The 24,786-nt window shown below is 65.4% G+C and carries 17 protein-coding genes and 1 pseudogene; 10 read left to right on the forward strand and 8 right to left on the reverse strand.

Features of this window, described 5'->3' with window-relative positions; all coding sequences use genetic code 11:
* Positions 1-57: 57 nt before the first annotated feature.
* Positions 58-1,050, reverse strand: coding sequence for a zinc-binding alcohol dehydrogenase family protein (locus CR152_RS00775; RefSeq protein WP_099872919.1), 993 nt, complete (start codon positions 1,048-1,050; stop codon positions 58-60).
* A 100-nt stretch (positions 1,051-1,150) separates the two neighbouring features.
* Here CR152_RS00775 and CR152_RS00780 point away from each other — a divergent pair, with 100 nt between their 5' ends.
* Positions 1,151-2,071 carry a LysR family transcriptional regulator gene (locus CR152_RS00780; RefSeq protein WP_099872921.1) on the forward strand — a complete coding sequence of 307 codons (921 nt, stop codon included), beginning with the start codon at positions 1,151-1,153 and terminating at the stop codon, positions 2,069-2,071.
* Here CR152_RS00780 and CR152_RS00785 read toward each other — a convergent pair.
* Entirely contained in the window at positions 2,068-2,604 is a 537-nt protein-coding gene (locus tag CR152_RS00785) for a DUF1003 domain-containing protein (RefSeq protein WP_099872923.1), read from the reverse strand. The two genes, CR152_RS00780 and CR152_RS00785, sit on opposite strands and share 4 nt — an antisense overlap.
* Before the next feature lie 144 nt (positions 2,605-2,748).
* Here CR152_RS00785 and CR152_RS00790 point away from each other — a divergent pair, with 144 nt between their 5' ends.
* On the forward strand, positions 2,749-3,273 hold the full coding sequence (locus CR152_RS00790; protein WP_099872924.1) for an SRPBCC family protein: 525 nt from the start codon (positions 2,749-2,751) through the stop codon (positions 3,271-3,273).
* A 91-nt stretch (positions 3,274-3,364) separates the two neighbouring features.
* On the opposite strand, the pseudogene CR152_RS00795 reads toward CR152_RS00790, so the two are convergent.
* A pseudogene (locus CR152_RS00795) lies at positions 3,365-4,389 on the reverse strand (IS5 family transposase).
* A 266-nt stretch (positions 4,390-4,655) separates the two neighbouring features.
* Positions 4,656-6,098, reverse strand: a complete 1,443-nt coding sequence (locus tag CR152_RS00800) for a dihydrolipoyl dehydrogenase (protein ID WP_099872926.1) — start codon at positions 6,096-6,098, stop codon at positions 4,656-4,658.
* Positions 6,099-6,272: 174 nt separating this feature from the next.
* Here CR152_RS00800 and CR152_RS00805 point away from each other — a divergent pair, with 174 nt between their 5' ends.
* Positions 6,273-7,166 carry an ArgP/LysG family DNA-binding transcriptional regulator gene (locus CR152_RS00805; RefSeq protein ID WP_099872928.1) on the forward strand — a complete coding sequence of 298 codons (894 nt, stop codon included), beginning with the start codon at positions 6,273-6,275 and terminating at the stop codon, positions 7,164-7,166.
* Positions 7,167-7,492: 326 nt separating this feature from the next.
* On the opposite strand, the gene CR152_RS00810 is transcribed toward CR152_RS00805, so the two are convergent.
* Together CR152_RS00810 and hemE are read right to left on the reverse strand one after the other, a co-directional pair.
* Entirely contained in the window at positions 7,493-9,514 is a 2,022-nt protein-coding gene (locus CR152_RS00810) for a primosomal protein N' (RefSeq protein WP_099872930.1), read from the reverse strand.
* A gap of 752 nt (positions 9,515-10,266) precedes the next feature.
* Complete coding sequence (gene hemE / locus CR152_RS00815) at positions 10,267-11,352, reverse strand: uroporphyrinogen decarboxylase (RefSeq protein ID WP_099872932.1); 1,086 nt, start codon at positions 11,350-11,352, stop codon at positions 10,267-10,269.
* A gap of 131 nt (positions 11,353-11,483) precedes the next feature.
* Between hemE and CR152_RS00820 the strand changes: the two genes are divergently transcribed.
* The 6 genes from CR152_RS00820 to CR152_RS00845 all read left to right on the forward strand — a co-directional run bounded on the left by CR152_RS00820 (position 11,484) and on the right by CR152_RS00845 (position 21,762).
* Complete coding sequence (locus CR152_RS00820) at positions 11,484-13,433, forward strand: dipeptidyl-peptidase 5 (protein WP_099872934.1); 1,950 nt, start codon at positions 11,484-11,486, stop codon at positions 13,431-13,433.
* Positions 13,430-17,569: a DEAD/DEAH box helicase gene (locus CR152_RS00825; protein WP_229413236.1), complete on the forward strand. Its 4,140-nt coding sequence runs from the start codon at positions 13,430-13,432 to the stop codon at positions 17,567-17,569. Before CR152_RS00820 ends, CR152_RS00825 begins: the two co-directional genes overlap by 4 nt.
* A 79-nt stretch (positions 17,570-17,648) precedes the next feature.
* On the forward strand, positions 17,649-18,134 hold the full coding sequence (locus CR152_RS00830; RefSeq protein WP_099872936.1) for a hypothetical protein: 486 nt from the start codon (positions 17,649-17,651) through the stop codon (positions 18,132-18,134).
* 115 nt (positions 18,135-18,249) lie between these two features.
* Entirely contained in the window at positions 18,250-20,127 is a 1,878-nt protein-coding gene (locus tag CR152_RS00835; RefSeq protein ID WP_099872938.1) for a DUF885 domain-containing protein, read from the forward strand.
* A 10-nt stretch (positions 20,128-20,137) separates the two neighbouring features.
* On the forward strand, positions 20,138-20,929 hold the full coding sequence (locus CR152_RS00840; RefSeq protein ID WP_099872940.1) for an alpha/beta hydrolase: 792 nt from the start codon (positions 20,138-20,140) through the stop codon (positions 20,927-20,929).
* A 140-nt stretch (positions 20,930-21,069) separates the two neighbouring features.
* Positions 21,070-21,762, forward strand: coding sequence for a hypothetical protein (locus tag CR152_RS00845; protein ID WP_099872942.1), 693 nt, complete (start codon positions 21,070-21,072; stop codon positions 21,760-21,762).
* On the opposite strand, the gene CR152_RS00850 is transcribed toward CR152_RS00845, so the two are convergent.
* Entirely contained in the window at positions 21,716-22,279 is a 564-nt protein-coding gene (locus CR152_RS00850; RefSeq protein WP_099872943.1) for a DinB family protein, read from the reverse strand. The two genes, CR152_RS00845 and CR152_RS00850, sit on opposite strands and share 47 nt — an antisense overlap.
* Positions 22,272-22,757 (reverse strand): hypothetical protein, encoded by a 486-nt coding sequence (locus CR152_RS00855; RefSeq protein WP_099872945.1) that lies wholly within the window; start codon positions 22,755-22,757, stop codon positions 22,272-22,274. The genes CR152_RS00850 and CR152_RS00855 overlap by 8 nt, the downstream gene beginning before the upstream one ends.
* Positions 22,758-23,051: 294 nt before the next feature.
* Here CR152_RS00855 and CR152_RS00860 point away from each other — a divergent pair, with 294 nt between their 5' ends.
* Complete coding sequence (locus tag CR152_RS00860; RefSeq protein ID WP_099872947.1) at positions 23,052-24,785, forward strand: extracellular catalytic domain type 1 short-chain-length polyhydroxyalkanoate depolymerase; 1,734 nt, start codon at positions 23,052-23,054, stop codon at positions 24,783-24,785.
* Position 24,786: the final 1 nt, after the last annotated feature.

The raw sequence follows: 24,786 nt of genomic DNA on the forward strand, positions 1-24,786 counted from the left end.
GAACGACGAGATAGTGGCGGGAACGACTGGATGTGGCGCCATCCGCCCAGGCCGGGTTTAAAACCCCGACAACACAATCTTGCCGATCGTCCGCCCCGCCTCCAGCGCCGCGTGGGCGCGCGTCAGGTTGGAGGCATCGATCCTGCCGCCGTTTTCCCCCACGGTGGTGGTCAACACTCCCGCATCAACCAGCTCAGCCACCTCATTGAGCAGCTTGTGCTGCTCGATCATATCGGCCGTCCCGAACATCGAACGGGTAAACATCATCTCGAACACCACCGTCACGCTCTTGCCGAACACCAAGTCCATCGGCAGCGGCCGCTCGTTGCGCACGATCGCGCAAATCTTGCCCTGCGGCGCAATCGCCGCCGCCATCGCCGCAAAGTGCGCATCGATATCGTTCAGGCACAAAATATAATCCACCTGCGCCAGCCCCAGCGCGGCCAGCTGGGCCGGCATGTCGCCATGGTGATCGATCACATGATCCGCCCCCAGCGCCCTGCACCACTGGCCCGACGCCCGGCGCGAGGCGGTCGCGATCACGTTCAGCTTCGCCAGCTTCTTGGCCAGCTGGATCGCGATCGAGCCCACCCCGCCCGCGCCGCCGATGATCAGCACCGACTTGCCCTCGTCGGCCCCGCTGCGCGACACGCCCAGGCGCTCGAACAGCGCTTCCCACGCCGTGATGCTGGTCAGCGGCAGCGCGGCGGCCTGTTCCACGCTCAGGCTGGCCGGCTTGCGCCCCACGATGCGCTCGTCGACCGCATGAAACTCGCTGTTGGCGCCCGGACGCACCACGCTGCCCGCGTAATACACCGCGTCGCCCACCTTGAACAGGCTGGCCTGGGGACCGACGGCACTGACGGTACCGGCCACGTCCCAGCCGACCAGGCGCGGCTCGCCATCGTGGGCGGCCGCCTTGCGCTGCTTGTAGTCGACCGGATTGACCGAAATCGCCTCCACTTTCACCACCAGGTCGCGCCCTTGCGGCTGTGGCACGGGCAACTCGACGTCGTGCAGGGTTCCGTTAATGACGGCAATGGCTTTCATGTTGTTTCCTTGTTTGGTTGACAGATGAGCCAGTGTAGTCCGCATCGATTCGATTGATAATTGGCATAATGATTGAATATCTCTTCAGCAAAACAGAATAATGAACTTCGACCTGACCGATGTGGCGCTGTTCGTGCGCGTCTGCGCTACCCGCAACCTGTCCGCCGCAGGGCGCGAATTCAGCCTGTCGCCGGCGGCGTCCAGCGCGCGCATGGCCCAGCTCGAACGCCAGCTCGGGGCGCGCCTGCTGCACCGCACCACGCGCCAGATCGCCCTGACCCAGGATGGCGAAACCTTTTTGGAGCGCGCCGTAGCCCTGCTCGACGCCGCCGAACAGGCGCGCGCCTCGGTCGGGACCGGGCGCGAACCGCAGGGCTTGCTGCGGGTGGCGGCCTCGGTCTCGTTCGGGCGCTTGCACCTGATGCCGTGGCTGCCCGCCTTCATGGAACGCTACCCCGGCCTGCAGCTCGACCTGCGCCTGTCGGACCGGGTGATCGACCTGGCCGCCAACGGCATCGACGTCACCATCCGCAACGGGCCGCTGCACGATTCGGCCCTGATCGCGCGCGTGCTGGCGCCCAGCCGCCTGCTGCTGGTGGCCTCGCCAGCCTATCTGGCGCGGCATGGCACGCCGCAGCGCCCGCAGGAACTGGCCGAGCACCAGTGCCTGGTGCTGGAAGGGGTCAATCCGTGGAATTTCAGGGATCTTGACGGCAGCCTGATCAGCGTGCGGGTGGGAGGACGGATGCGCAGCGATAACGGCGAAGCGATGCGCGACGCCGCCATGGCGGGCCTGGGGATCGCGCTGCAATCGACCTGGGCGGTGTATCAGCAGCTCAAGAGCGGCGCGCTGGTGCCGCTGCTGGCGGCGTATCCGATGGCCTTGAATTCGGTGGTGTCGGCCCAGTACCTGAACCGCAAATTCCTGCCGCCCAAGACGCAAGCCTTCATCGATTATTTCGCCGCGCGCTTCGGTCCCACCCCGTACTGGGACGAAGGCTTGCCGGGGATCGGGAATTAGGTGGCGACCTTGTTGTCCTCGCACAGGGCGTTGAGCAGGCGCAGCTGTTCATGCTGCATCTCGACCAGTTGCAGCTTGAAGGCATCCATCTTTTCGTGCAGGGCCATGATTTCCAGCTCGGCCTTGAGGTTGATCTCATAATCGTTCTGGGCGTTCAGGCGGTCGATTTCACCCTGGCGGTTCTGCGACATCAGGATCACCGGCGCCTGGATCGAGGCCAGCATCGACAGGAACAGGTTCAGCAGGATGTAGGGAAAAGGGTCGAACGGCTTGGCGCCGCCGCGCGTGAGCAGGAAGGAATTGAGCACCACCCAGGACACCAGCACCAGCGCGAACAGCATGATGAAGGTCCATGAGCCGCCGAAGCGCGCCACGGCGTCGGCCGCGCGCTGGCCGAAGGTGGCGTCATCCTCCGGGTCGGGCTGGCTGGGGGTCAGTGCGCGCCGTTCGGCGATGTGCTTGGCGACGGTATCGCCGCTGCGTTTTTGCAGCTCTTCGATATGCGCCAGATAATCTTTGCGTGTGGTCCTCATGCTGTGTTCTTTGCTGGTAGTGCCGACCGATTGTCTGCTCGATAAGCAGTGTATCCGCAAGTCACTTTCCAGCGCGCACAGATCGCTTGCGTTACCATCCCGGTATCGGGGCTGCGATGCCCTTCACCGACGAGTTAAAGCACCATGAAATTTGAACATCTGATTGAAATTAACGATCCCTTGAATCCGCTGATCGATACCCTCACGCGCGAGCAGGTGTGGCGCGGGCTGGTGCTGTGCGCCGAGTCACCCAAGCTGTTCGTGCCGCACCTGGACGAGTGCACCATCGACGAGCGCGAAAGCGGCAGCTTCCGCCGCAGCCGGCGCTTCGGCGAACTGGTGGTCATCGACCGCGTGCTGCTCACGCCGCTGCAGGAAGTACGCTACGAAGTGCCCGAGCAGGGCGAGATCGCCGCGTCGAGCCTGACCGTGACGATCGAAACGCCGGCCGAGCACACCATGTTCGTGCGCTTCAAGTACGACGACGGGCATGATGCCGAGACCGACAAGGCCAATGCCATGTATGACGAATACAAGAAGTCGGCGTACCAGGAAGCCGATATCGACACGATTCGCATCGTGCGCGAGATGGCGCAGGCGGGGCGGCTCGACGCCAGGGCACCTCGAATAACCCGTGATTTCGCGGTTGCCTGCGAACGGGGCGTTTGAATGTGGCCCGCATTGCGCGAGCGACGTTGTTTCCCGACCTGTTTTTCAGGCTACGTTGCTCAAATTCGGCGGCCCGAACGGACCTCGGGCGTTAGAACGCCTCGATACCTGCCTCCTTCAAGTAGACGAGGCGCTGCAAGTTGTAGGCAGCGACCTTCCAGTTCAGGTGCAGCGTGGCGCGCGCCAGGCCAATGGAGCGCAACGCCTTGCCGCCCATCTGGGCCATGCCCGCGAACACGTGTTCGACGCGTGCGCGTGTCTTGGCGATGCGATGGTTGCGGCGCTGCTGGGCATCGGAAATCGGCTTGTCCTTGCTACCTTTGCGCTGGATGTGCATGCGCCAGCCCTGCTTGTTCAACCGCGCTTCGCGCTCGCCGTCGACGTACCCCTTGTCGGCCAGGATGTTGCGATTCGTGTTGGAGGGATCGAGCACCTCCTCGAAATGCGTGGTGTCATGTTCGCTGGCCGTGCTGACCTTGATCTTGCGCACCAGCTTGTAGCGTTTGTCGGCGTTGACCGAGACCTTATAGCCGAAGTAGGACTTGCCGTGTTTCTTCGTCCAGCGCGCTTGCGTATCCTTCTGACGCCGCTTGGCCGGCTCCAGCCGGCCGGTATCGCGCCTTGCATGACCAGGGTTTTCTCTTCCTTGTTCAGCGACTGTTTCGGCGCCTGCACAATGCTCGCGTCGATCATCTGCCCGCCGCGCGCAATGTAGCCGTGCTGGGACAGTTGGCGATTGACCGCATCGAATACGCTCTCGCTGGCGCCGGCCTGGATCAAGCGCTCCTTGAAAGTCCAGATCGTCGTCCGATCCGGGACCTGACTACTCGCGCGCAAGCCGGCAAAGCGCTGGAAGCTCAAGCGATCGAGCAGCTGGAATTCCATCTGCTCATCGCTCAAGTTGAACAGCTGTTGGATCAACAGTACGCGCACCATCAATTCGGTGGGGAAAGGCGGACGGCCGCCGCGCTCGCGGCTAGGGCGTGGTGCCGCAAGGTCGACCTCGGCAGCCAGGGCGGCGAAGTCGACATGCCGCTCCATCACCACCAGTGCATCGCCGAGCTTGTTCAGCTTGGCTTCGCGCTCTTGGTCAGCAAACAGACTGGTCTTGATCATGAAAAATTACGTCAGAGTCGAGGCACCGATATCATGCCAGATTCACGAGGGTTTTTCGAGGTGCCCGCCAGTTACCTGAACTAGGCAAGGGGACGAGGCAAGCCCCAGGCAGCTCATGGAGAAGCGGGAATCGAAGTTCGTACCAGCTAAAGGCGGCTCGACAAACTTGGATTCCCGCCTGCGCGGGAACGACGGTTTACAGGTCAGCGGTACATAGACACCTGCCGGAGGTCTAACCCCGGTTAGGAAACAGCGGCTCCCGGCATCTACACGCCGGGTGTGTTGTCCGGCGCGGTGCTCGCTTTCGGGGTGCCCTTTTCCAGCTCCGCCGCCAGGTCGCGCAGGGCGGTGCGCACGCCTTCTTCGATCACCGGATGGTAGAACGGCATATCGAGCATCTGCGCCACCGTCAGGCGCGCCTGGCAGGCCCAGGCCAGCAGGTGGCCGAGGTTTTCCGCGCGCGGCCCGATCATCTCGGCGCCCAGGAAACGGCAGGTGCCGTATTCGCCGTACACGCGCAGCATGCCGTGGTTCTGCAGCATCACCCGGCTGCGGCCCTGGTTCTCGAACGACACCTTGCCCACTGCGAACTTGGGCTTGCCCTCGGCGCACAGCTCCTTGTAGCTCTCGCCCAGGGTGGCGATCTGCGGCTCGGTGAAGGCAATCGTCAGCGGCGTGCGGCGCAGGCCGGGACGCACGTCGGGATAGCGGCCGGCATTGTCGCCCGCTATCCTGCCGTGGTCGGCCGCTTCCGGCAGCACCGGGCGCTCGTTGTTGGCATCACCCGCGATGAAAATATGGCTGGTGCCGCACTGCATGGTGGTGGCGTCGAACAAGGGAATGCCGCGCTCGTCCAGTTCCAGGCCGGTGGCATCCAAGCCGATCTTGTCGACGTTGGGCGTGCGCCCGGCCGCCACCAGCACGTAGGCGAAGCGGTCGGTGTGCTCGGCGCCGGCGGCGTCGCGCGTGACCAGCACCACTTCCTCGCCCTGCTGTTCGGCGCTGACGATGCGTTGCTGGAAGCGCAGGTCGAGCTCGCGTGCAAGGGCCTTGGCGGCCACGTGCAGCACTTCCGGATCGCTCAGCTGGGCCACGCTGCCGCCGCGCGCGAATACGCTCACGCGCACGCCCAGGCGGTGCAGGGCCTGGCCCAGTTCCAGCCCGATCACGCCGGTGCCGATCACGGCCACCGATGCGGGCAGGTCGGTCCAGTCGAACACATCGTCGCTGACGATGATGCGGTCACCCACATCCTTGAGCTGAGGCAGCATGACCGGCGTCGAACCGCTGGCGATGACGATGCGCGAAGCCTCGATCGTGGTGTGCTCGTCCACCTGCAGCGATTGCGGCCCGGTGAAGCGGCCGTGGCCGCGCAGCTTGTCCTGGTCCGGAATGTTATCGACGCCTTCCAGCACGAAGCCGACGAAGCGGTCGCGTTCGCTGCGCACGCGTGCCATCACGGCCTTGCCGTCGATGCGGACGGGACCGGGGTGGACCCCGAATTGCGGCGCCAGCGCCAGCATGTGGGCGGCCTCGCTGGCGGCGATCAGCAGTTTGCTGGGCATGCAGCCGACCCGGGCGCAGGTGGTGCCGTAAGGGCCGCTTTCGATGACGAGCGTGGTTTTCCCTTGGGCGCGGGCGGCGCGGTAGGCGGCCAGACCGGCGGTACCGGTACCGATGACGGCGACGTCGACGTGTAACTTGTTCATGGCGGACTCTTCTTCAACTTGAGGTACAAAATGGGATGCCGGGGACTGCTGTTTTCAGGCGTCAACGATACGCCAAATTTCAGTTTACCGTGGCGCGCCGCTGTTGCGCGTTGGCAGCACCGGCCCAGGCGTATTAGTATTGCTCATCAAAATCACCATGGATCAGCTCTACTGATGAGTAATCTCGACTATCGCGGCCTGGCTGTGCTCGACGCGGTGGCCGTGAGCGGCAGTTTCGACAAGGCGGCGCTGCTGCTGGGAATCAGCCAGACGGCGGTAGCGGAGCGCATCAAGGCGCTGGAAGACACGTGCGGGCGCCTGCTGGTGGTACGCGGCGCGCCGTCGGTGCCGACCGGGCTGGGGCAGCGGCTGCTGGTGCATTTCCGCCAGGTCAAACTGATGGAAGCGGCGCTCGACATCGACCTCGGCCGCGACACCAGCCTGCCCGCGCTGGCGCTGGCGCTCGACGCCGACAGCCTGGCGACCTGGTTCGCGCAAGCGCTGCCGCCGCTGCTGTCGCCACCGCGCTGCCAGTTCCGCATCGAACTGGCCGACGGCGAGCGTGCGCTGCGGCTGGTGCGCGAGGGCGCCGTGTTCGCCTGCGTGGCCGAGGCCGGGGATGCCGGCGAAGCGGCGGTCGGCACCACGTCCACGCCGCTGGGGCTGATGCGCTACACCTGCGTGGCCACGCCCGCGTTTGCGGGGCACTGGTTCGGCGACGGCTTCATTGCCGAGGCGGTGGCGCTGGCGCCGGCGGTGACCAGCGAGCGCGGGCAACTGGCGCGGTTCCTGGCGCGCGAGTTCGGCGCCGCGGTGCGCTTTCCCCATCACACCATGCCGGTCTCGGCCGCGCTGGACAACTGCATCCTGCACGGCGTGGCCTACGGCCTGATGCCCGAGCTGAGCGCGCTGAGCCGGATTGCCACGGGACAGCTGGTCGATCTTGCGCCGGGGCAGACCGGGAGCACGCCGCTATCGTGGCATGCGTGGAACATCGACACCCCTTTCACGCGCGCTCTGACCGAGCACATCGTCACCAGCGCCCGCCGCTACCTCCCCCAGCCCTAAACCGGGGTCAGAGCTCTGACTAGCAATTGATTGCCCAACAGCTCTAAATACCGCACCACCGGGGTCAGAGCTTTGACTAGCAATTAGTTGCGGAACCGACCTAGACGACCGATGTATTGAGCCAATCGACGGCTATAAGTTGTCTAAAGGGAGTTAAGCGTACGAAAACGTTGTGAGAAGCCTACCAATGGCTGACCGGCACCATCTTTATTGCTAGTCAGAGCTCTGACCCCGGTGGTGGTTTGCTTGTTTTTTGACACCAATTATTTTTCTGGTTGGGATTTTATTGCTAGTCAGAGCTCTGACCCCGGTTGGGGAAAATTGCTTCAGATGTCGAGGGGGTCGACTTCGAGCGACCATTTGACGCGGCTTTTCATGGCGCGCAGCAGGGCCAGCCATTCTTTGAGGAAGGCTTGCAGCGCCGGCCGCGAGGGACTTTCAACCAGCAGCTGCGCACGGTCGACGTTGTGCACCCGCGTCATCGTCATCGGAATCGGGTCGTTCAAGGTGATGCCGTGAAATACCAGCGCGTCGCGCGCACTCTCCAGAAAGCCGATCGCCGTTTCCAGCTCGGGCGCCTCGGCCCGCAACAGCGCCTGGTACAGATACGGCGGCAGCGCAGCCTGGCGCCGCTCCGCCAGCAAATCGGTGGCGAAACGGTCGTAGTCGTGGCTCACCACCGCCGAATACAGCGGATGGCTGGCGTAGCGCGTCTGGATCAGCACTTCGCTCACGCTGCCGCCTTCCGTGCGCGCCGCCCTCCCCGCCCGCCCCGCCACCTGCATCAGCTGCGCGAACAGGCGCTCGCTGGCCCGGTAATCCTGCGAGAACAGCGCCGTGTCGGGATTGAGTATCCCCACCAGCGTCAGTTTCTTGAAGTCGTGCCCCTTGGCGACCATCTGGGTGCCGATCAGGATATCGACGTCGCCCCGGTGCACCGTGTCGAACGCGGCCTGCGCACTGCCCTTCAGGCGCGTGGAGTCGGCGTCGATGCGCAAGATGCGCGCCTGCGGAAAAACCTGCTGCAAGCCTTCTTCGACGCGCTGGGTGCCGCGCCCGAGCGGCTGCAGGTCGACATTGCCGCAGGTCGGGCAGTGGCGCGGGATGCGCAGCTCCAGGCTGCAGTGGTGGCAGCGCAGCCGGTGCTCCGGCTTGTGCAGCACCATGAAGGAGGTGCAGCGCGTGCAGTTGCTGATCCAGCCGCACGATTCGCAGCAGATCACGGGCGCGTAACCACGCCGGTTCAGGAACAGCAGCGATTGTTCACCGCGCTCCAGGCGCTGGCGCAGCGCGGCCGTCAGGTACGAGGTGATGCCGTCGACTGGTTTGTCGCGCTCCATGTCGAGCAGCTTCACGCGCGGCAGCACCGCATCCTTGACGGCGCGCTCGCGCAGTTCGAGCTTGCGATAGCGCCCCGAACCCGCGTGGTGCCAGCTCTCGAGCGAGGGCGTGGCCGATCCGAGCACGATCGGAATGTTCAATTGGCGCGCGCGCCACACCGCCAGGTCGCGCGCGGAGTAGCGCAGCCCTTCCTGCTGTTTGTACGAGGGGTCGTGCTCTTCGTCGATGACGATCAGTTTCAGATGCGGCAGCGAGGCCAGGATCGCCAGGCGCGTGCCGAGAATGATGCGGGCCTGCCCCTGGTGCGCGGCCAGCCAGTGCAGCATGCGCTCGCCCTCGGACAGGCTGCTGTGCAAGGTGGCCAGCATCACGCCGGGAAAGCGCGCGCGGATGTTCCCTTCCAGCTGCGGCGTGAGGTTGATCTCGGGGACCAGGATCAGGATCTGGCCGCCCTCTTCGCGCGCCAGCACCTGGGCACAGGCTTGCAGATAGACTTCGGTCTTGCCGCTGCCGGTCACGCCGTACAGCAGGATCGGGGTGAAGCCCTGCGCGCCGCCAATGGCGTCGGCCGCTTCCTGCTGCGCGCCGTTCAGCACCGGCATGTCGAGCGGGGTGTGGTCGTGCACAGGCGCGCTCTTGGCCAGCTTTTTCAGGGCGCGGTCCAGCGCCACGGTGGTGAGCACGCGCAGGTTCTTGGGCAGCCCGGGCAAGGCCACTTCGCCGAGCGGGCGCTGATAGTAGTCGGCGGCAAACGCCGCCAGCGCGATCCATTGCGGCGACAGGGGAGAGAGCTGGCTGCGCACGCCCAGCGCATCTTTGAGCTTGTCGGCCGGGACGTCGGTGTCGTGTTTGACGGCGACGATGAGCCCGACTACCTCGCGGCGGCCGAAGCTGACCAGCGCCAGCTGGCCCACCAGCGGCTCCTCGCCGGCGGCGCACGGCCAGCGGTAATCGAAGCAGCTGGTGAGCGGCGTGTCGAGCGCGATGTTGAGGATGCAGTACGCCATCAGGGTCGGTGTCGGTCGGGGTCAGCGGGTGGCAAAAAGCGGATCGTCATGGATGTCCAGGACATCGTTTCAAGCTGCTTCAGCTTGTGGACAACTTTGTGGACAAACAATTTGTGTGAGGCCAAAAGCTTTGTGCTTGCACAATAGATGAGCCTAACAACTGAAAATCAAAGAAATTTAATCCTTTTAAATCAACCACTTGTAAAATTCGCCTTGGGAGCCGGGGAAAACCATATTTTACCGGCGTTCTGTGCATAAGTGAGTCGGCAGGGCAGCAAAATGTAGTCGTCTGGCCAGCCTGGCGCTGTGGGTAAGCACAGCCGGCGGCGGGCTTGCGACGGTTGCCGCAGTGACTTCCGGAAACCACAAATTTGCCCTGCCGACACACTCCTGCGCCATCATGCAGCGCAGCAAACACTTCATGTAAAACCTTCACATATTCGCTAAGTCGCGGTAAACGCGGGACTTTTCATTTTTATCCACACAGCCTGTTGATAACTTTGTGGACAATGCTGGAAAAACCGCGTTTTCCCTCTGTATCTTGTCCACATTCGCACTCTTCGGCTCGACAGGGAAAATTTATAATCCGTTAAAAATCAACCACTTGCAAGTATCGGAAACTTTTCCGCGCCGCCTTCTTTTTAATCAGGGGTGTTTTTGAAAATTGTGAATAAGTGGGATATTGTCGTTTAGAAAACAGGTTCTGCGGGGTAGCGAAACCACCTTGTCAGGGTGGCATCGCTGTAGCCAGACTACAGGCCGGCGCGTTGCTGGCGGCTGAAGCTGTGGACCGCCTCGACCATGGCACTGACCGACTCGGGCGGGGTGAACTGCGAGATGCCATGACCGAGGTTGAACACGTGACCTGAGCCGTCGGACGGCTTGCCGTAGCTGGTCAGGGTACGCTCGACTTCGGCGCGGATCTGTTCCGGGCTGGCGAACAGGATCGCCGGGTCGAGGTTGCCCTGCAGCGCCACCTTGTGGCCGACCAGCGCGCGCGCACGGCCCAGGTTGACGGTCCAGTCCAGCCCGACCGCGTCGGCGCCGATGTCGGCGATCTGGTCGAGCCACAGGCCGCCGCCCTTGGTGAAGACCACCGCCGGGATGCGCACGCCGTCTTTCTCGCGCTTGAGCTGGCTCATCACCTGCTGCATGTACTGCAGCGAGAAGGTCTGGTAGGCGCCGTCGGCCAGCGCGCCGCCCCAGGAGTCGAAGATCATCACGGCCTGGGCGCCGGCGTCGATCTGGGCGTTCAGGTAGGCCGCCACCGCGCTGGCATTGGTCGACAGGATGTGGTGCATCAGGTCCGGGCGGTTGTACAGCATCTTTTTGATGGTGTGGAATTCCTTGGAGCCGCCGCCTTCGACCATGTAGCAGGCCAGGGTCCACGGACTGCCGGAAAAGCCGATCAGCGGCACGCGGCCATTCAAGGCACCGCGGATCTGGGTGACCGCCTTGAAGACGTAGTCGAGCGAGTCCAGGTCGGGCGCGCGCAGGGCCATGACGTCGGTCTCGGTGCGCAGCGGACGCTCGAACTTGGGGCCTTCGCCATCGACGAAGTACAGGCCCAGGCCCATCGCATCGGGGACGGTGAGGATGTCCGAGAACAGGATCGAGGCGTCCAGCGGATAGCGGTCGATCGGCTGCAGGGTCACTTCGGTGGCGTAATCGGGGTTCTTGGCCAGGCCCAGGAAGGAGCCGGCCCGCTCGCGCGTGGCGCGGTATTCCGGCAGGTAGCGCCCCGCCTGACGCATCAGCCACACAGGGGTGTAATCAGTCGGTTGGCGCAGCAGCGCGCGCAGGAATGTGTCGTTCTGGAGCGGGGCGAATTGGGGCATGGGAGAGAGTCGAAAGCTTGAAGAAAGGCGCTATTATCGCATTCCCGCGCCGCACGCCGCGCACCGCCATTTGCACGGGGCCGGGGTATTATCTATCATGCCATACCACCGCCAACCCGAGTGACATCCCCATGACAGCTTCGACCAGCCCACAGAGCGCCGCTTTCGGCCTCTGGCCTTCTCCTATCAGCGCCGCCACCGTGGCCGCCGGCGCCACTCCGCTGTCGCAGCCGCAGGCCGATGGCCTTGACGCTTACTGGCTGGCCGGGCGCGCGAGCGAGGGCGGGCGCACCACCCTGCTGCGCCAGCGCGGCGCCGAGCTGCTCGAACTGACGCCGGCCCCGTTCAATGTGCGCAGCCGTGTGCACGAATACGGCGGCGGCGCTTATCTGGTGGCGGCGGGCACGGTGTATTTCTCGCACTTTGCCGACAACTGTATTTACGCGATCTACCCCGGCCAGACGCCGCAGGCGATAACCCGTCCGGGCAGCGCGCGCTACGCCGACTTTGCGCGCGATGCGGCGCGAAATCGCCTGATCGTCGTGCGCGAGGACCATGCCGTCCCCGGCGCCCAGCCGGTCAATACCCTGTGCGCGGTCGGCGCCGACGGCACCGAAACCATCCTGGCCCACGGCAGCGACTTTTACGCCGCCCCGCGCCTGTCGCCGGACGGCGCCTCCCTGGCCTGGCTGAGCTGGGACCATCCGCGCATGCCGTGGCAGGGCACCGAACTGTGGCTGGCCCACATCAATCCGGACGGCTCGCTGGCCCCCGCCACACTGATTGCCGGCGGCCCCGAGGAAGCGGTCTGCCAGCCCGAGTGGTCGCCGGCCGGCGTGCTCCATTTCGTGTCGGACCGCAGCGGATGGTGGAATCTGTACCGCCTGGCCGAAGGGACAGTGCAGCCGCTGTGCGAGCGCGCCGCCGAATTCGGCACGCCGCACTGGACCTTCGCGGTATCGATGTACGGCTTTCGCAGCGATGGCGAGATTATCTGCACCTATATTGAAAACGGCGTGAGCCGGCTGGCCCAGCTCTCGCCCGAGACCGGCAAGCTGGCCCCGATCACCAACCCGTACGAGGAAATCCGCGAGCTGCGGGTGGGCGGCGGCGCGGCGCTGATCCTGGGCGGCTCGCCCACCATTCCCCTGGAACTGGCGCATTTTGATCTGGCCAGCGCCCGGCCCCACGTGCTGGCGCGCTCGATCACCGACCTGCCGGCCGACGGCTATCTGTCGATCCCGGAGAGCATCACCTACGCCAGCGGCGGCAATGGCCAGCGCACCGCGCACGCCTTCTACTACCCGCCCTGCAACGCCGGCGTCACGCCCGATGCGACGGAAAAACCGCCGCTGATGGTGATCGGCCACAGCGGCCCGACCGGCATGGCCGCCAGCACCCTCAAACTGGCCACGCAGTACTGGACCAGCCGCGGCTTCGCGGTGCTGGACGTGAACTACGGCGGCAGCAGCGGCTTCGGACGCGCCTACCGCGACGCCCTCAAGGGCCAGTGGGGCGTGGTCGATGTCGACGATTGCGTGGCCGGCGCGCATTACCTGGCCACGCGCGGCGTGGTCGATCCGGAGCGCCTGGTCATTCGCGGCAGCAGTGCCGGCGGCCTGACCACCCTGTGCGCCCTCACCTTCCACGATGTGTTCAAGGCCGGCGCCAGCTACTACGGCGTATCGGACCTGAAGGGCCTGGACGACGACTCGCACAAATTCGAGTCGCACTACAACGAATATCTGATCGCACCAAAGCCGGAATCGGACATGCAGTATCTGCTGCGTTCACCCATCAACCACACCGACAAGCTGACGCGCCCGATGATCTTCTTCCAGGGCCTGGACGATAAAGTCGTGCCGCCGCAGCAGTCCGAGGTGATGGTGAGCGCCTTGCGCGCGGCCGGCGTGCCGGTGGCGTACATGACGCTGGAGGGCGAAGGGCATGGCTTTCGCAAGGCCGACAGCATCGTGCGCACGCTCGAAGCGGAGCTGTACTTTTACCTGCGCATTTTCGGCTTGACCTCGCCCGAGCAGCCGGCCGTGGTGGCGATCGACAATCTTCCCGGAGCTGCATGAGCGAGCAAGACGCAACGACGATGCGGGCCCGCTTCGCGCAACTGGGCATGCTCGAAAAAAGTATCGCCGCAATGCTGGCGATGGCGGGTGAACCGATGGGCCGCATCCGCCTCCAGGAGCATCTGGCCAGCGCCGGCATCACGGTCAGTAACGACGGCATGGTCGAGGCGATGGAATCGCTGCGTTCACTCGGCATGGCGGGCGAGCTGCAGCACCGCGGCTGGATCGTCACGCCCGAAGTCACCTGGCCGGCACTGAGCGCGGCGCTCGACGCCGGCCAATTCGGCCCGCTGGCCGCCGCCTACGACAACCTGACCCCGCTGCGCCGCAACTGGGAGGGCTTCGCCATCCTGCGCAGCTACCGCCAGGGCGTGGCGCTGCTGCGCATCGCGCTGGCCAGCGGCCAGGGTCCGGCGCTGGTGGCGCCGCTGCTGGCGGCCTGCATGAATTGCCACGAGGCGGGCTACCTGCACCCGCTGGTCGATATCTGCGCGCGCCCGTTCGAGCCGGAGCTGTTCGCGCGCATCCACCCGCAACTGCGCGATGAAGTGCTGCGGGTGCTGATGGAGAATGCCCAGCGCGAACCGGCCAGCGCGCCGCAGCTGCGCGTGTTCGCCGAACGCCACCTGGCGCAGGGCGCGTGCTCGATGGGCCTGCGCATCGTCATGGCCGAACACCTGATCCTGTGCGGCCGCCTGGACGACGCCTCGAACCTGCTGCACGACATGGACGATGCGATGGCGCTGTTCTACCGCAGCGTGATCCTGACGCTGCGCGAGCACCACGCCGAGGCGCTGGCCGGCTTCGACCAGGCGCTCAAGACGCTGCGGCGCGAAACCGGCAAGCGCAAGATGACCTTTCCCGGCATCGGCGGCCACCTGTACGTGCTGGCGCTGCTGCGCAGTCCCGATCCGAAACACCACAAGCTGGCCGAGGCCTATCTCGACATCGTCACGCGCACCGTGCAAAGCCACGATACGGCGGTCTACCAGCAACTGAACATGCTGCGCCAGATCCGCGGCGGCACGGTCGACGCGGCAGTGCTGCCCACGCGCAGCTGGGAAAGCGCGCTGCAGCCGTTCATGTTCCGCGCGCTGCTGCATTACTGGCTTGCGCTGCCGCAGCTGGACGACAAGCGCGCCCAGCTCGAACAGATGATGACCCAGGCGGCCGAGGGTGGCTTCGACCTGGTGGCGGCGCAGCTGGGCGCCCTGCTGGGGCGCATCGGCGCCGTTTCGCACGAACAGGAAGCGATCGCCCTGCGCCAGCGCCTGCGCTTTGCCGACATGTGCGGCTGGTTCGAGCGCGAAGAGCCGTGGGAGCGCCAGCTCAATGCGCTGATCAACCTGCAGCCGGCGGTGAATGTGGAAGTGGTCAAGGAAGCGCGCCTGGTCTGGGGCCTGCGCTTCGATCCGCTGTACGGCGTGCAGGACATCGAACCGCGCGAACAGAAGCGCGACGCCCAGGGCGGCTGGAGCCGCGGCCGCGCCATGGGCTTGAAGCGCCTGTCGGACGACGCGGCCAGTTTCGACTTCCTCACCTCGCAAGACCTGCACGTGGTGGCGACCCTGAACGCCTACAAATACTACAGCGGCGGCGGGGTGCGCTACGAATTCGACATGGACAAGGCGGTGGCCGCGCTGATCGGTCACCCGCTGCTGTTCTGGATCGATGCCCCCGGCACGCGCGTGGAACTGCTGCCGGGCGAGCCGGAACTGATGATCAAGGCGCGCGCCGGCAATGTGACCATCACCCTGCAGCCGCCGATTCTGGATAACACCGACGACGTGTGCGTCACGCGCGAAACGCCGACCCGCCTGCGCGTGGTGCGCATCAGCGACGAGCACCGCCGCATCGGCGCCATTGTCGGCAACGGGCTGGTGGTGCCGCTGCACGCGGAAAAACAGGTGCTCAAGGCGATCGGCGCGATTTCGTCGATCGTCACGGTGCAGTCGGACATCGGCGGCAGCGCGGCCGATATCGCGCAGGTGGAAGCCGACAGCCGCCTGCACGTGCACCTGCTGCCCTACCAGCATGGCCTGAAGATGCAGGTGCTGGTGCGCCCCCTGCCGGATGCCGGCGCCTACTATCCGCCCGGCTCGGGCGCCGAAAACGTGATCGCCGACGTGGCGGGCGCGCGCGTGGAAGCGCGGCGCAACCTGAACGCCGAGCGCGAGGCCGAACGCCAGCTGGTCGGCGCGCTGCACGTGCTGGAGCAATCCGAATCGGACCATGGCGAATGGCTGCTGGCGAACCCCATCGAGTGCCTGGAACTGCTGGCCGAACTGCAGGAACTGGACCCGGCGAAGGTGCTGCTGGCCTGGCCCGAAGGCGAACCGTTTCGCCTCGCGAAAAAAGCCGACTCGAAGTCGGTACGCCTCTCCATCAAGCGCGACAAGGACTGGTTCGCGGCCAGCGGCGAAGTGCAGGTCGACGAAAACCGCATCATGGACTTGCGCACCCTGCTCGATATGCTCAGGGAAAACGGTAGCCGCTTCGTGGCGCTGGGCGACAACCAGTTCATGGCCTTGACGTCCGAGCTGCACCGGCGCCTGATGGAGCTGTCGGCCTTCGGTACCCCGAGCGCGGACGGAGTCAAGGTGCATGCGCTGGCCAGCTTCGTGCTGGAAGACCTGGCGCAGGATGCGGGCAGCGTCGACACCGACAAGGGTTGGCGCGACCACCTGGCGCGCATGGAACAGAACGCGGCCTTCGTGCCGCGCTTGCCGAGCACCCTGCAGGCCGAGCTGCGCGACTACCAGGTCGAGGGCTTCGAGTGGCTGGCGCGCCTGGCTCACTGGGGCGTGGGCGCCTGCCTGGCCGACGACATGGGCCTCGGTAAAACGCTGCAGGCGCTGGCACTGCTGCTGTCGCGCGCGCCGCAAGGCCCGGCGCTGGTGATCGCGCCGACGTCGGTGTGCATGAACTGGATCAGCGAGGCGGCGCGCTTTGCGCCGACGCTCAACGTCAAGCTGTTCGGCAGCGGCGACCGCGCCGCCATGCTGGCCGAGGCCGGGCCGTTCGACCTGGTGATCGCCAGTTACGGCCTGCTGCAGCTGGAAGCGCCGGCGTTCGCCAAGGTGCGCTGGAACAGCATCGTGCTCGATGAAGCGCAGGCGATCAAGAATACCGCGACCAAGCGCTCGCAGGCCGTGATGGCGCTGCAGGGCGAGTTCCGCATGGTGGCCACCGGCACGCCGCTGGAAAACCACCTGGGCGAGTTGTGGAACCTGTTCCGCTTCATCAATCCGGGCTTGCTCGGCACCAGCGACCAGTTCAACCTGCGCTTTGCCGGGCCGATCGAACGGGCCCAGGACAAGCGCGCCGAAGCCGGCGCACGCCTGCGGCTGCGGCGTTTGATCCAGCCGTTCATCCTGCGCCGCACCAAGGCGCAGGTATTGTCGGAACTGCCGCCGCGTACCGAAATCGTGCTGCCGGTCGATCTGACCGAGGAAGAAACGGCGCTGTACGAATCGCTGCGGCGCGACGCCATCGCCAAGCTGGTCGCGCTCGAAGCGCCCGAGAACCAGAAGTCGATCCAGATCCTGGCCGAGATGATGAAGCTGCGCCGCGCCTGCTGCAATCCGGCGCTGGTGGCGCCGGAACTGGGCCTGCAAAGCAGTAAGCTCACCGTGTTCGCGCGCCTGCTCGACGAGCTGCTCGACAACCGCCACAAGGTGCTGGTGTTCAGCCAGTTCGTCGACCACCTGACCCTGATCCGCAAGCATCTCGACGAACGCGCAATCAAGTACCAATATCTGGATGGATCTACCCCGATGCAGGAGCGCAAAAAGCGGGTCGATGCGTTCCAGGCCGGCGAAGGCGATGTGTTCCTGATCAGCCTCAAGGCGGGCGGGGTCGGCATCAACCTGACGGCGGCCGATTACGTGATTCACATGGACCCGTGGTGGAATCCGGCGGTGGAAGACCAGGCCTCGGACCGCGCGCACCGCATGGGGCAGCAGCGGCCGGTAACCATTTACCGGCTGGTGGCGCGCCACACCATCGAGGAAGGCATCGTCGACCTGCACAAGCACAAGCGCGACCTGGCCGACAGCCTGCTCGAAGGCAGCGATGTGTCGGCCCGCATGACACCGGGGGATATGCTGCGCATGCTGCAGGACGGGCTGAGGTAAGGCTATGCAAGCTTGTAGTAGCGTCCGCAGGCATTCCGTGACATCATGCGTTTTTATCAACCAATATTGAATTGAAGCCATGGAAGAAGAAACCGAATTAAATAACGCGACCGGTGCAACCCTCCTCGGCGTCAAGTCCTGGTTTGCCTACGCCCGCGTTGGCCTGCTGGCCCTCGTGCTGTTCGGCGTGGCGCTGCCACTCGCATTTCAGATCGGCACTATCTCCGCCCTCCTGGTGTTCGTTGGCTCGGCCCTGTTTATCGGCTACCGCGTCCTGCTGCTGCGCAGCGTGCAGCTGTACTACGACGATACCGGTGTCTGGCTTTATTCGGGCATACTGCCATGGGCCAAGGGCCGCCACGGCGTCTTGTGGCGCGACGTGGACAGCGCCACCTTCATCCCGGGCTTCTGGAGCTGGAGCACACGCTCCTACTCGGTGCGCATCGGGCATCGCTTCACCAAGGGCAGCGAAATCAGCGAGACCAACATCGCCAACGGCGACGACGTCGCGGGCCGGATCAATGGACTCCACCAGGATATGCTGCGCTCCGGCCGCGCCGTCTGAGTCCCAGCCGTTTCCATTTGTGACAAAGGCGCCCCGGCGGGGCGATTGATGCTAATCTGGCGCCCGCCGCATGCTTGCGGCTGCCCCCGCTTCTGTAACTACAAGGCCAATCACAATGATCAAGACTAAAATTGCACTGGCTGTTTTCATGACGTGCTTCGCGCTGGCGCCCGCAGGCGCTGCCAAGCCGAAGAAACAGTCCAAGGCAAAAATCACCAAGACGGTGAAAGCCGCCAAACCAGTCAAGCCGTCCAAGGCCGCAGCCATTGCAGCGCCGGTCGCCGCGGCAGCCACTGTCAGCGCGCCGGTCGCCGGCGCCGAGCGCTCGCAGGACCGCCGCTTCAATACTGTCAGCATGCAGTTCCTCGGCGCGCTGTGGCGCATCGATCCGGAAAGCGCGATCTATTCCGGCAAATACGATGGCGCCGCCAACCTCACCATTCCGAGCGCGGCTACGCGCGCGGCGCAACTGGCGTTTGCCGACGAGTGGCTGCAAAAGCTGGCCAAGCTCGACGTGCGCCAGCTGTCGGTCAAGCAGCGCACCGACCACGTCCTGCTGGTCAACAAGCTCAATGCCGACCGCTTTTACCTGACCACCCTGCGCGAGTTCGAGTGGAACCCGGCGCTGTACAACATCGCCGGCCCGATCGACCTGATTCTCGGTTCCGAATACGCGGCCAAGTCGCAGCGCCTGCGCACCCTGCTCAAGCGCCTGGCCAACGTCCCGGCCTACTACCAGGCGGCGCAGGCGAGCATCGTCAACCCCACGCACGAACACACGCAGCTGGCCCTGCAGCAGGCGCCGGGCACCATGACGGTGCTGGCGGACCTGGGCAAGGCGGCCCAGGAATCGATGCTGAACCAGGCTGAAAAAGACCTGTTCGCGCGCCGCATCGCGGCCGCCGGCGACGCCCTGATCGGCTACGTCAACTTCCTTACCGACCTCGATAAGGCCCAGCAGGCCAACAAGAGTGCGCGCTCGTTCCGCATCGGCAAGGCGCTGTACGAACAGAAGTTCGGCCACGATATCCAGGCCGGCGTGAGCGCCGAACAGATGTACCAGAAAGCGCTGGCGGCGCGCGAGCAGCTGCTCACGCGCATGGACACGCTGTCGGACGAGCTGTGGACCAAGACCATGGGCAGCGCCGCCAAGCCGGCCGACCGCACCAAAAAAATCGGCATGGTGATCGATACGCTGTCGGCCAAGCACGTCTCGCGCGAAGAGTTCTTCCCCGAGATCCGGCGCCAGATCCCGCTGCTGCAGGACTGGGTGGTCAAGAACAACCTGCTCACGCTCGATCCGAAAAAGCCGCTGGTGGTACGCGAAACGCCGCTGTACCAGCGCGGCGTGGCGGGCGCCAGCATCGATGCGCCCGGCCCGTATCGCCCGCAGGACCGCACCTTCTACAACGTCACTCCGCTCGACGGCATGACGCCGGAGCAGGCCGAGAGCACCCTGCGCGAATACAACCACTGGATTTTGCAGATCCTGAACATCCACGAAGCCATTCCGGGCCACTACGCCCAACTGGTGTACGCCAACAAGTCGCCTTCCCTGATCAAGTCGCTGTTCGGTAACGGCGCCATGATCGAGGGCTGGGCGGTGTACGGCGAGCGCATGATGCTCGAATCGGGCTACGGCGACAACACGCCGGAAATGTGGCTGATGTACTCGAAGTGGAATCTGCGCGTGGTCACCAACACGATCCTCGACTACAGCGTGCACGTGCTGGGCATGAACGAAGCCGAGGCGATGGACATGCTTACGCGCCAGGCCTTCCAGACCCGCAGCGAGGCCAGCGAGAAGTGGCACCGGGCCAAGGTCAGTTCGGTGCAGCTGACCAGCTACTTCAGCGGCTACAGCGAGATCATGGCCCTGCGCGAGCAGCGCAAGCAGGCACTCGGACCGAAGTTCGACCTGAAGCAGTTCCACGAGCAGTTCCTCGGCTACGGCAGCGCGCCGGTGAAGATGATCAAAGAGTTGATGCAATAAGGAGAGCGCGATGCGCATGGTGATTGGTTCGGTTCTTGCGGCGCTTGCGTTGTACATCGTCGCTTGCGTCGGCCTGTACTTCGCGCAGCGCTCGCTGATCTATTTCCCCCAGCCGCGCCGCTTCACGGCGCCCGGCTCGCTCATCCAGCTGCCTGTGGGCGGCGCCGTGCTGGACGTGACGGTGCGGCCCGAGACCGGGCCGCGCGCGGTGATTTACCTGGGCGGCAATGCGGAAGATGTTTCGGCCAACCTGCCGTCGCTGGCGGACACCTTTCCCGGACAGGCGCTGTACCTGCTGCATTACCGCGGTTACGGCGGCAGTACCGGCACGCCCACCGAGGCGGCGCTGTTCGCCGACGGGCTGGCCCTGTTCGACATGGTCAAGGCAAGCCATCCGCAGGTGACCGTGATCGGGCGCAGCCTGGGCAGCGGCGTGGCGGTGCACATCGCAAGCGCGCGCCCGGTGGCGCGGCTGGTGCTGGTCACGCCCTACGACAGCATCGTCGGCATCGCCGCGCTGCAGTTTCCGTGGTTTCCCGTGACGCGGCTCCTGAAAGACAAATTCGAGTCGGGCCTGTACGCCGCCAGCGTGAACGCGCCGACCACCATCATCGCGGCCGCGGATGACGAGATTATCCCGCGCGCCAGTTCGCAACTGCTGCTGACGCGCTTCAAGCCGGGCGTGGCGCGCTATATCGATGTGCCGCATACCGGCCACAACACGATTGCCGACAGCCAGCTGTACAACGCCAGCCTGGCGGGGGACGCGGCGGCGGCACAGCCCGCGGCAAGGGCCAACTAGCCGCCGCACCCGCGTCTGCGGGAGCGCACTGTGGTATTTGGCGCGGGTTGGGATGCAGTTGACTAGAGGCAAGTTACTTGCCGAATTGCATCGTTACAATGTGTGAAGTTTCCGTTCAACTTCACGCAAAGGACACCGCCATGACGCCAGGCCCAAACCCCGCCGTGCTCATCGCTTTGACAGTCATGGCCCTGGCCGGCTGCGCCAGCAAGCCGCCGCCTGGCAGCATCAAATCACCGAACAGCCAGCTGGAGCACTGCCCGCGCTCGCTCGGCACGCTCACCCTGGTCGAACCGGAGCGCCAGCCCGGGCGCAACCGGTCCGGCAGCGACGCCGACCTGCCCGCTCCCATGCCGCTGCTGCGCCTGATGGTCAAGTCGTCGAACTGCTTCACCCTGGCCCAGCACACCCCCAGCCTCAGTGAGCGCACACTAACCACCTCCGGCTACACCGCCACGCCCTCGCTCAGCTTCGGCGACGACGCTGCGGCCGGACGCATCGGTTCGCTGCACGAACTCGCCCTGCATCCGTCCACCCTGCTGATATTGACCGACAACCGTTCGGGCACCGAGCTGGCGGCGGCCCAGGGCAGCGCCAGCTACTGGCGCTTCGGCGCGGCCGGCGGCTTTTTCAATGGAGGCTTTGCGGGGGCGGGCGGCTATACCAGGACGCCTCAGGGCAAGGTGCTGACGGCGGCCCTGGTGGACTCGTACAACCAGATGGTGCGCTCGCTCAGGAACCACACCGTGCGGGCCGAGGGCGGCCGGCTGGCCGACGCCGGCGGACTCAGGCTATCCCGGGCGGCGCCGTCTGCTCTTCCACGTTCTCAATAAGCATCAGCAGGTCGGTCACGCCGAGGTCGGCGCCGGCCTGCGACAGCAAGGTGCTGGCTTGTCCGCGGTGATGGGTCTGGTGATTGAAAAAATGCAGCAGCAAATCGCCGAAGCGCTTCTGCGACGCAATGCCTTTGGTGCTGGCGTAGTGCAGCACATGCTCCAGGTCGGCGTCGCTCAGCTGCGTGGTCCAGGCGCCGATCATGGCGTCGAGCATGCGCCGGTGCGCTGCCAGCACGGCCAGGTCGTCGCTGTGGATGGCGTCCAGCGCGCCGGGGGGCGCCAGCGCCAGCACCGGTTCGAGCGCGGCAAAGCGCGCCGGATGGGTCGCGAAGCGGCGCAGCCAGATGGTGTCGCCCGCCACCAAGTGGTTCAGCGTGCCGAGCAGCGAGCCGAAAAAGGCGCCGCGCTCGGCCGCCAGTTCGTGGGCCGGGAGGGTAGCGGCGGCGGCGTACAGTTTCTCGTTCATCCAGGCGTTGTACCCGGCCATCAGCCGCAGGTGGGACAGTTCAGACATGGTGGCCTCGCGCGCGCAAGTGCTGGAGGACGGCGCCGTGGCCGCTGAGCAGCACCGACAGGCGGATCACGCTGCCGCTGCGAAATTTCAGCACGTACATGCCGCAGTACGCGCGGTAGTGCACGCTGCGCAGGTCGCGCCACAGCTCGTGACGCTTGCCGCCCCAGGGCGTGATGAACAGGATGCCGGCATCGTCGACCTTGCCGCGCGTGATGATGCCTTCGCACAGGCAGTACACGCCGCCGATGGCCAGCGCTACTGCCAGCGCGATCAGGGCGGTGTAACTGTCGTGCTCGCGCGACAGCGCGACCCAGACCAGCACGGCCACCCCCAGCAATTGCAGGATGCCCAGCCGCTCCATGAAGGGCGCGAACTCGAGGGTGCCGTCGCCGGCGCCGGTGCGCAGGCGCGCGCCGATCCAGCGCACGGCGAACCAGGCGGCGACGGCGCCGACAATACCTGCTGCAAGGGCGGACACGCTCTCTCCTCAAGGGGCGCGGCCGGACGGCCGCGCGGCTTGTCATTGTGCCTCACATCGCGCACGCTTGCCGTAGCCCCTGTGCAATTACGCACAGGCATCGTGCCAGGATGCTCCGCCGCGGCCGACGTGTTCATGATGCCGCTCCGGTAGAATTATTTCCGGCTGTTACTTCCCGTGAACCGTCCCGAAGGCTGGCCGCCCCGCGCGGCACCCTCCACGCCTACACCCGAGCTCTTCCCTGCAAGCAACCGCAGCCTTCCCGTATTTTCAATATAGAAAAATGGAGACATCATGGCAATCAACACATCTCTCGGCCGCTGCGCGGCTTCTTTCCTGCTCTGCCTGCCCGCGGCCGCGCTGGCCCAGGTCCAGGCCGGCCCCGGCGCCTGGAGCGGCAACCAGACCTGGGGCGCGGACAGCGTCAACGGCGGCAACCTGAGCGGCTATTTCTACTGGCCCGCAAGCCAGCCTGTGCTGGGCGGCAAGCGCGCCCTGGTGATGGTGCTGCATGGCTGCCAGCAAACCGCCTCGGGCGACGTCATCGATTCGGGGTCGGACAAGGGCTTCAACTGGAAAGGCGTGGCCGACCAGTACGGTGCCGTGATCCTGGCACCGAATGCCACCGGCAATGTGTCCGGCAGCCATTGCTGGGACTACAGCCTCACCAACCACAACCGCGCCAGCGGCCACGATGGCGTGCTGCTGAACCTGGTGAGCCGCTTCGTGAGCGATGCGCGCTATGCGATCGATCCGAACCAGGTCTACGTGACCGGCCTGTCCTCGGGCGGCGGCCAGACCATGGTGCTGGGCTGCCTGGCGCCGGATGTGTTCGCGGGCATCGGCATCAACGCGGGACCACCGCCCGGGACCACCATCATGCAGATCGGCAGCGTGCCGTCCGGATTCAGCGCCAGTACGGCGGCCAACAAGTGCACGGCCCTGGCCGGCGCCCAGCAAAGCAAGTTCGCCACCCAGATCGCCAGCGTCATCTGGGGCACCAGCGATTACACCGTGGCCCCGGCCTACGGCCCGATCGATGCGGGGGCCATGCGCATCGCCTACGGCGGCAGTTTTTCGCGCGGAGCGACGGTCACCGTGGCGGGCGGGGGCAGCAATACGCCTTATACCGACAGCAACGGCAAGCTGCGCACGTCGGAAATCGCGGTCACCGGCATGGGCCACGCCTGGCCGGCCGGTCCCGGCGGCCAGAACAACCATTTTGTGGACGCCACCAAGGTCAATTACCCGGCCTTCGTGATGGATTTCTGGTTCAAGAACAATTTGCGCGCCAGCAGCATCGCCGCGCCCGTGATGACCGCCTGCAAGGCAAGCGTGTCGGGCAACGCCGCCACCATCAGCGGCGCCGCCGTTGACGCGGCCGGCACGATCAGCAGCTACCGCGTGGTGCTCAGCGGGACCACCGCCGTCGACGATGCGGCGGCCGGCAGCGGCGCCAGTTTCAGCATCGGCTATGCGCTGGCCAACGGCTATTACAGCGGCACCGTCACGGCCACCGATGCCGGCACCGGCAAGACCTCGGCGCCCTGCCACCTGCCGCAATTCCTGGTGGGACCGGCGCCGGCGCTGCTGCCGCCGGCCGGCCTGAAGGCCGGCAGCGCCAGCGCCAGCAGCATCGCGCTGGCGTGGAGCGCGGCCAATGGCGCGGGCGGGTACAACGTCTACCGCAACGGCAGCAAGGTCACGCCGGCGCCGGTCAGCGCCACGAGCTACACCGATACCGCTCTGACGGCGTCGAGCACCTACTCGTACCAGGCGTCATCGGTGGCGAACGGGGTGGAAAGCGGCTTGTCGGCCAGCGTGAGCGCCAGCACCACCAGCGGCTTTACCTGCACCACGGTCACGGCCAGCAACTTTGCCCACGTGCAGGCCGGCCGCGCGCATGACAGCGGCGGCTATGCGCTGGCCAATGGATCGAACCAGAACATGGGACTGGACAATCTGTTCTACATCCAGACGCTGGCGCAAATCTCGGCCGGGCATTACGTGGTGGGCAACTGCCCATAAT

The organism is Massilia violaceinigra, assembly GCF_002752675.1.
GTDB classification, from domain to species: domain Bacteria; phylum Pseudomonadota; class Gammaproteobacteria; order Burkholderiales; family Burkholderiaceae_D; genus Telluria_A; species Telluria_A violaceinigra.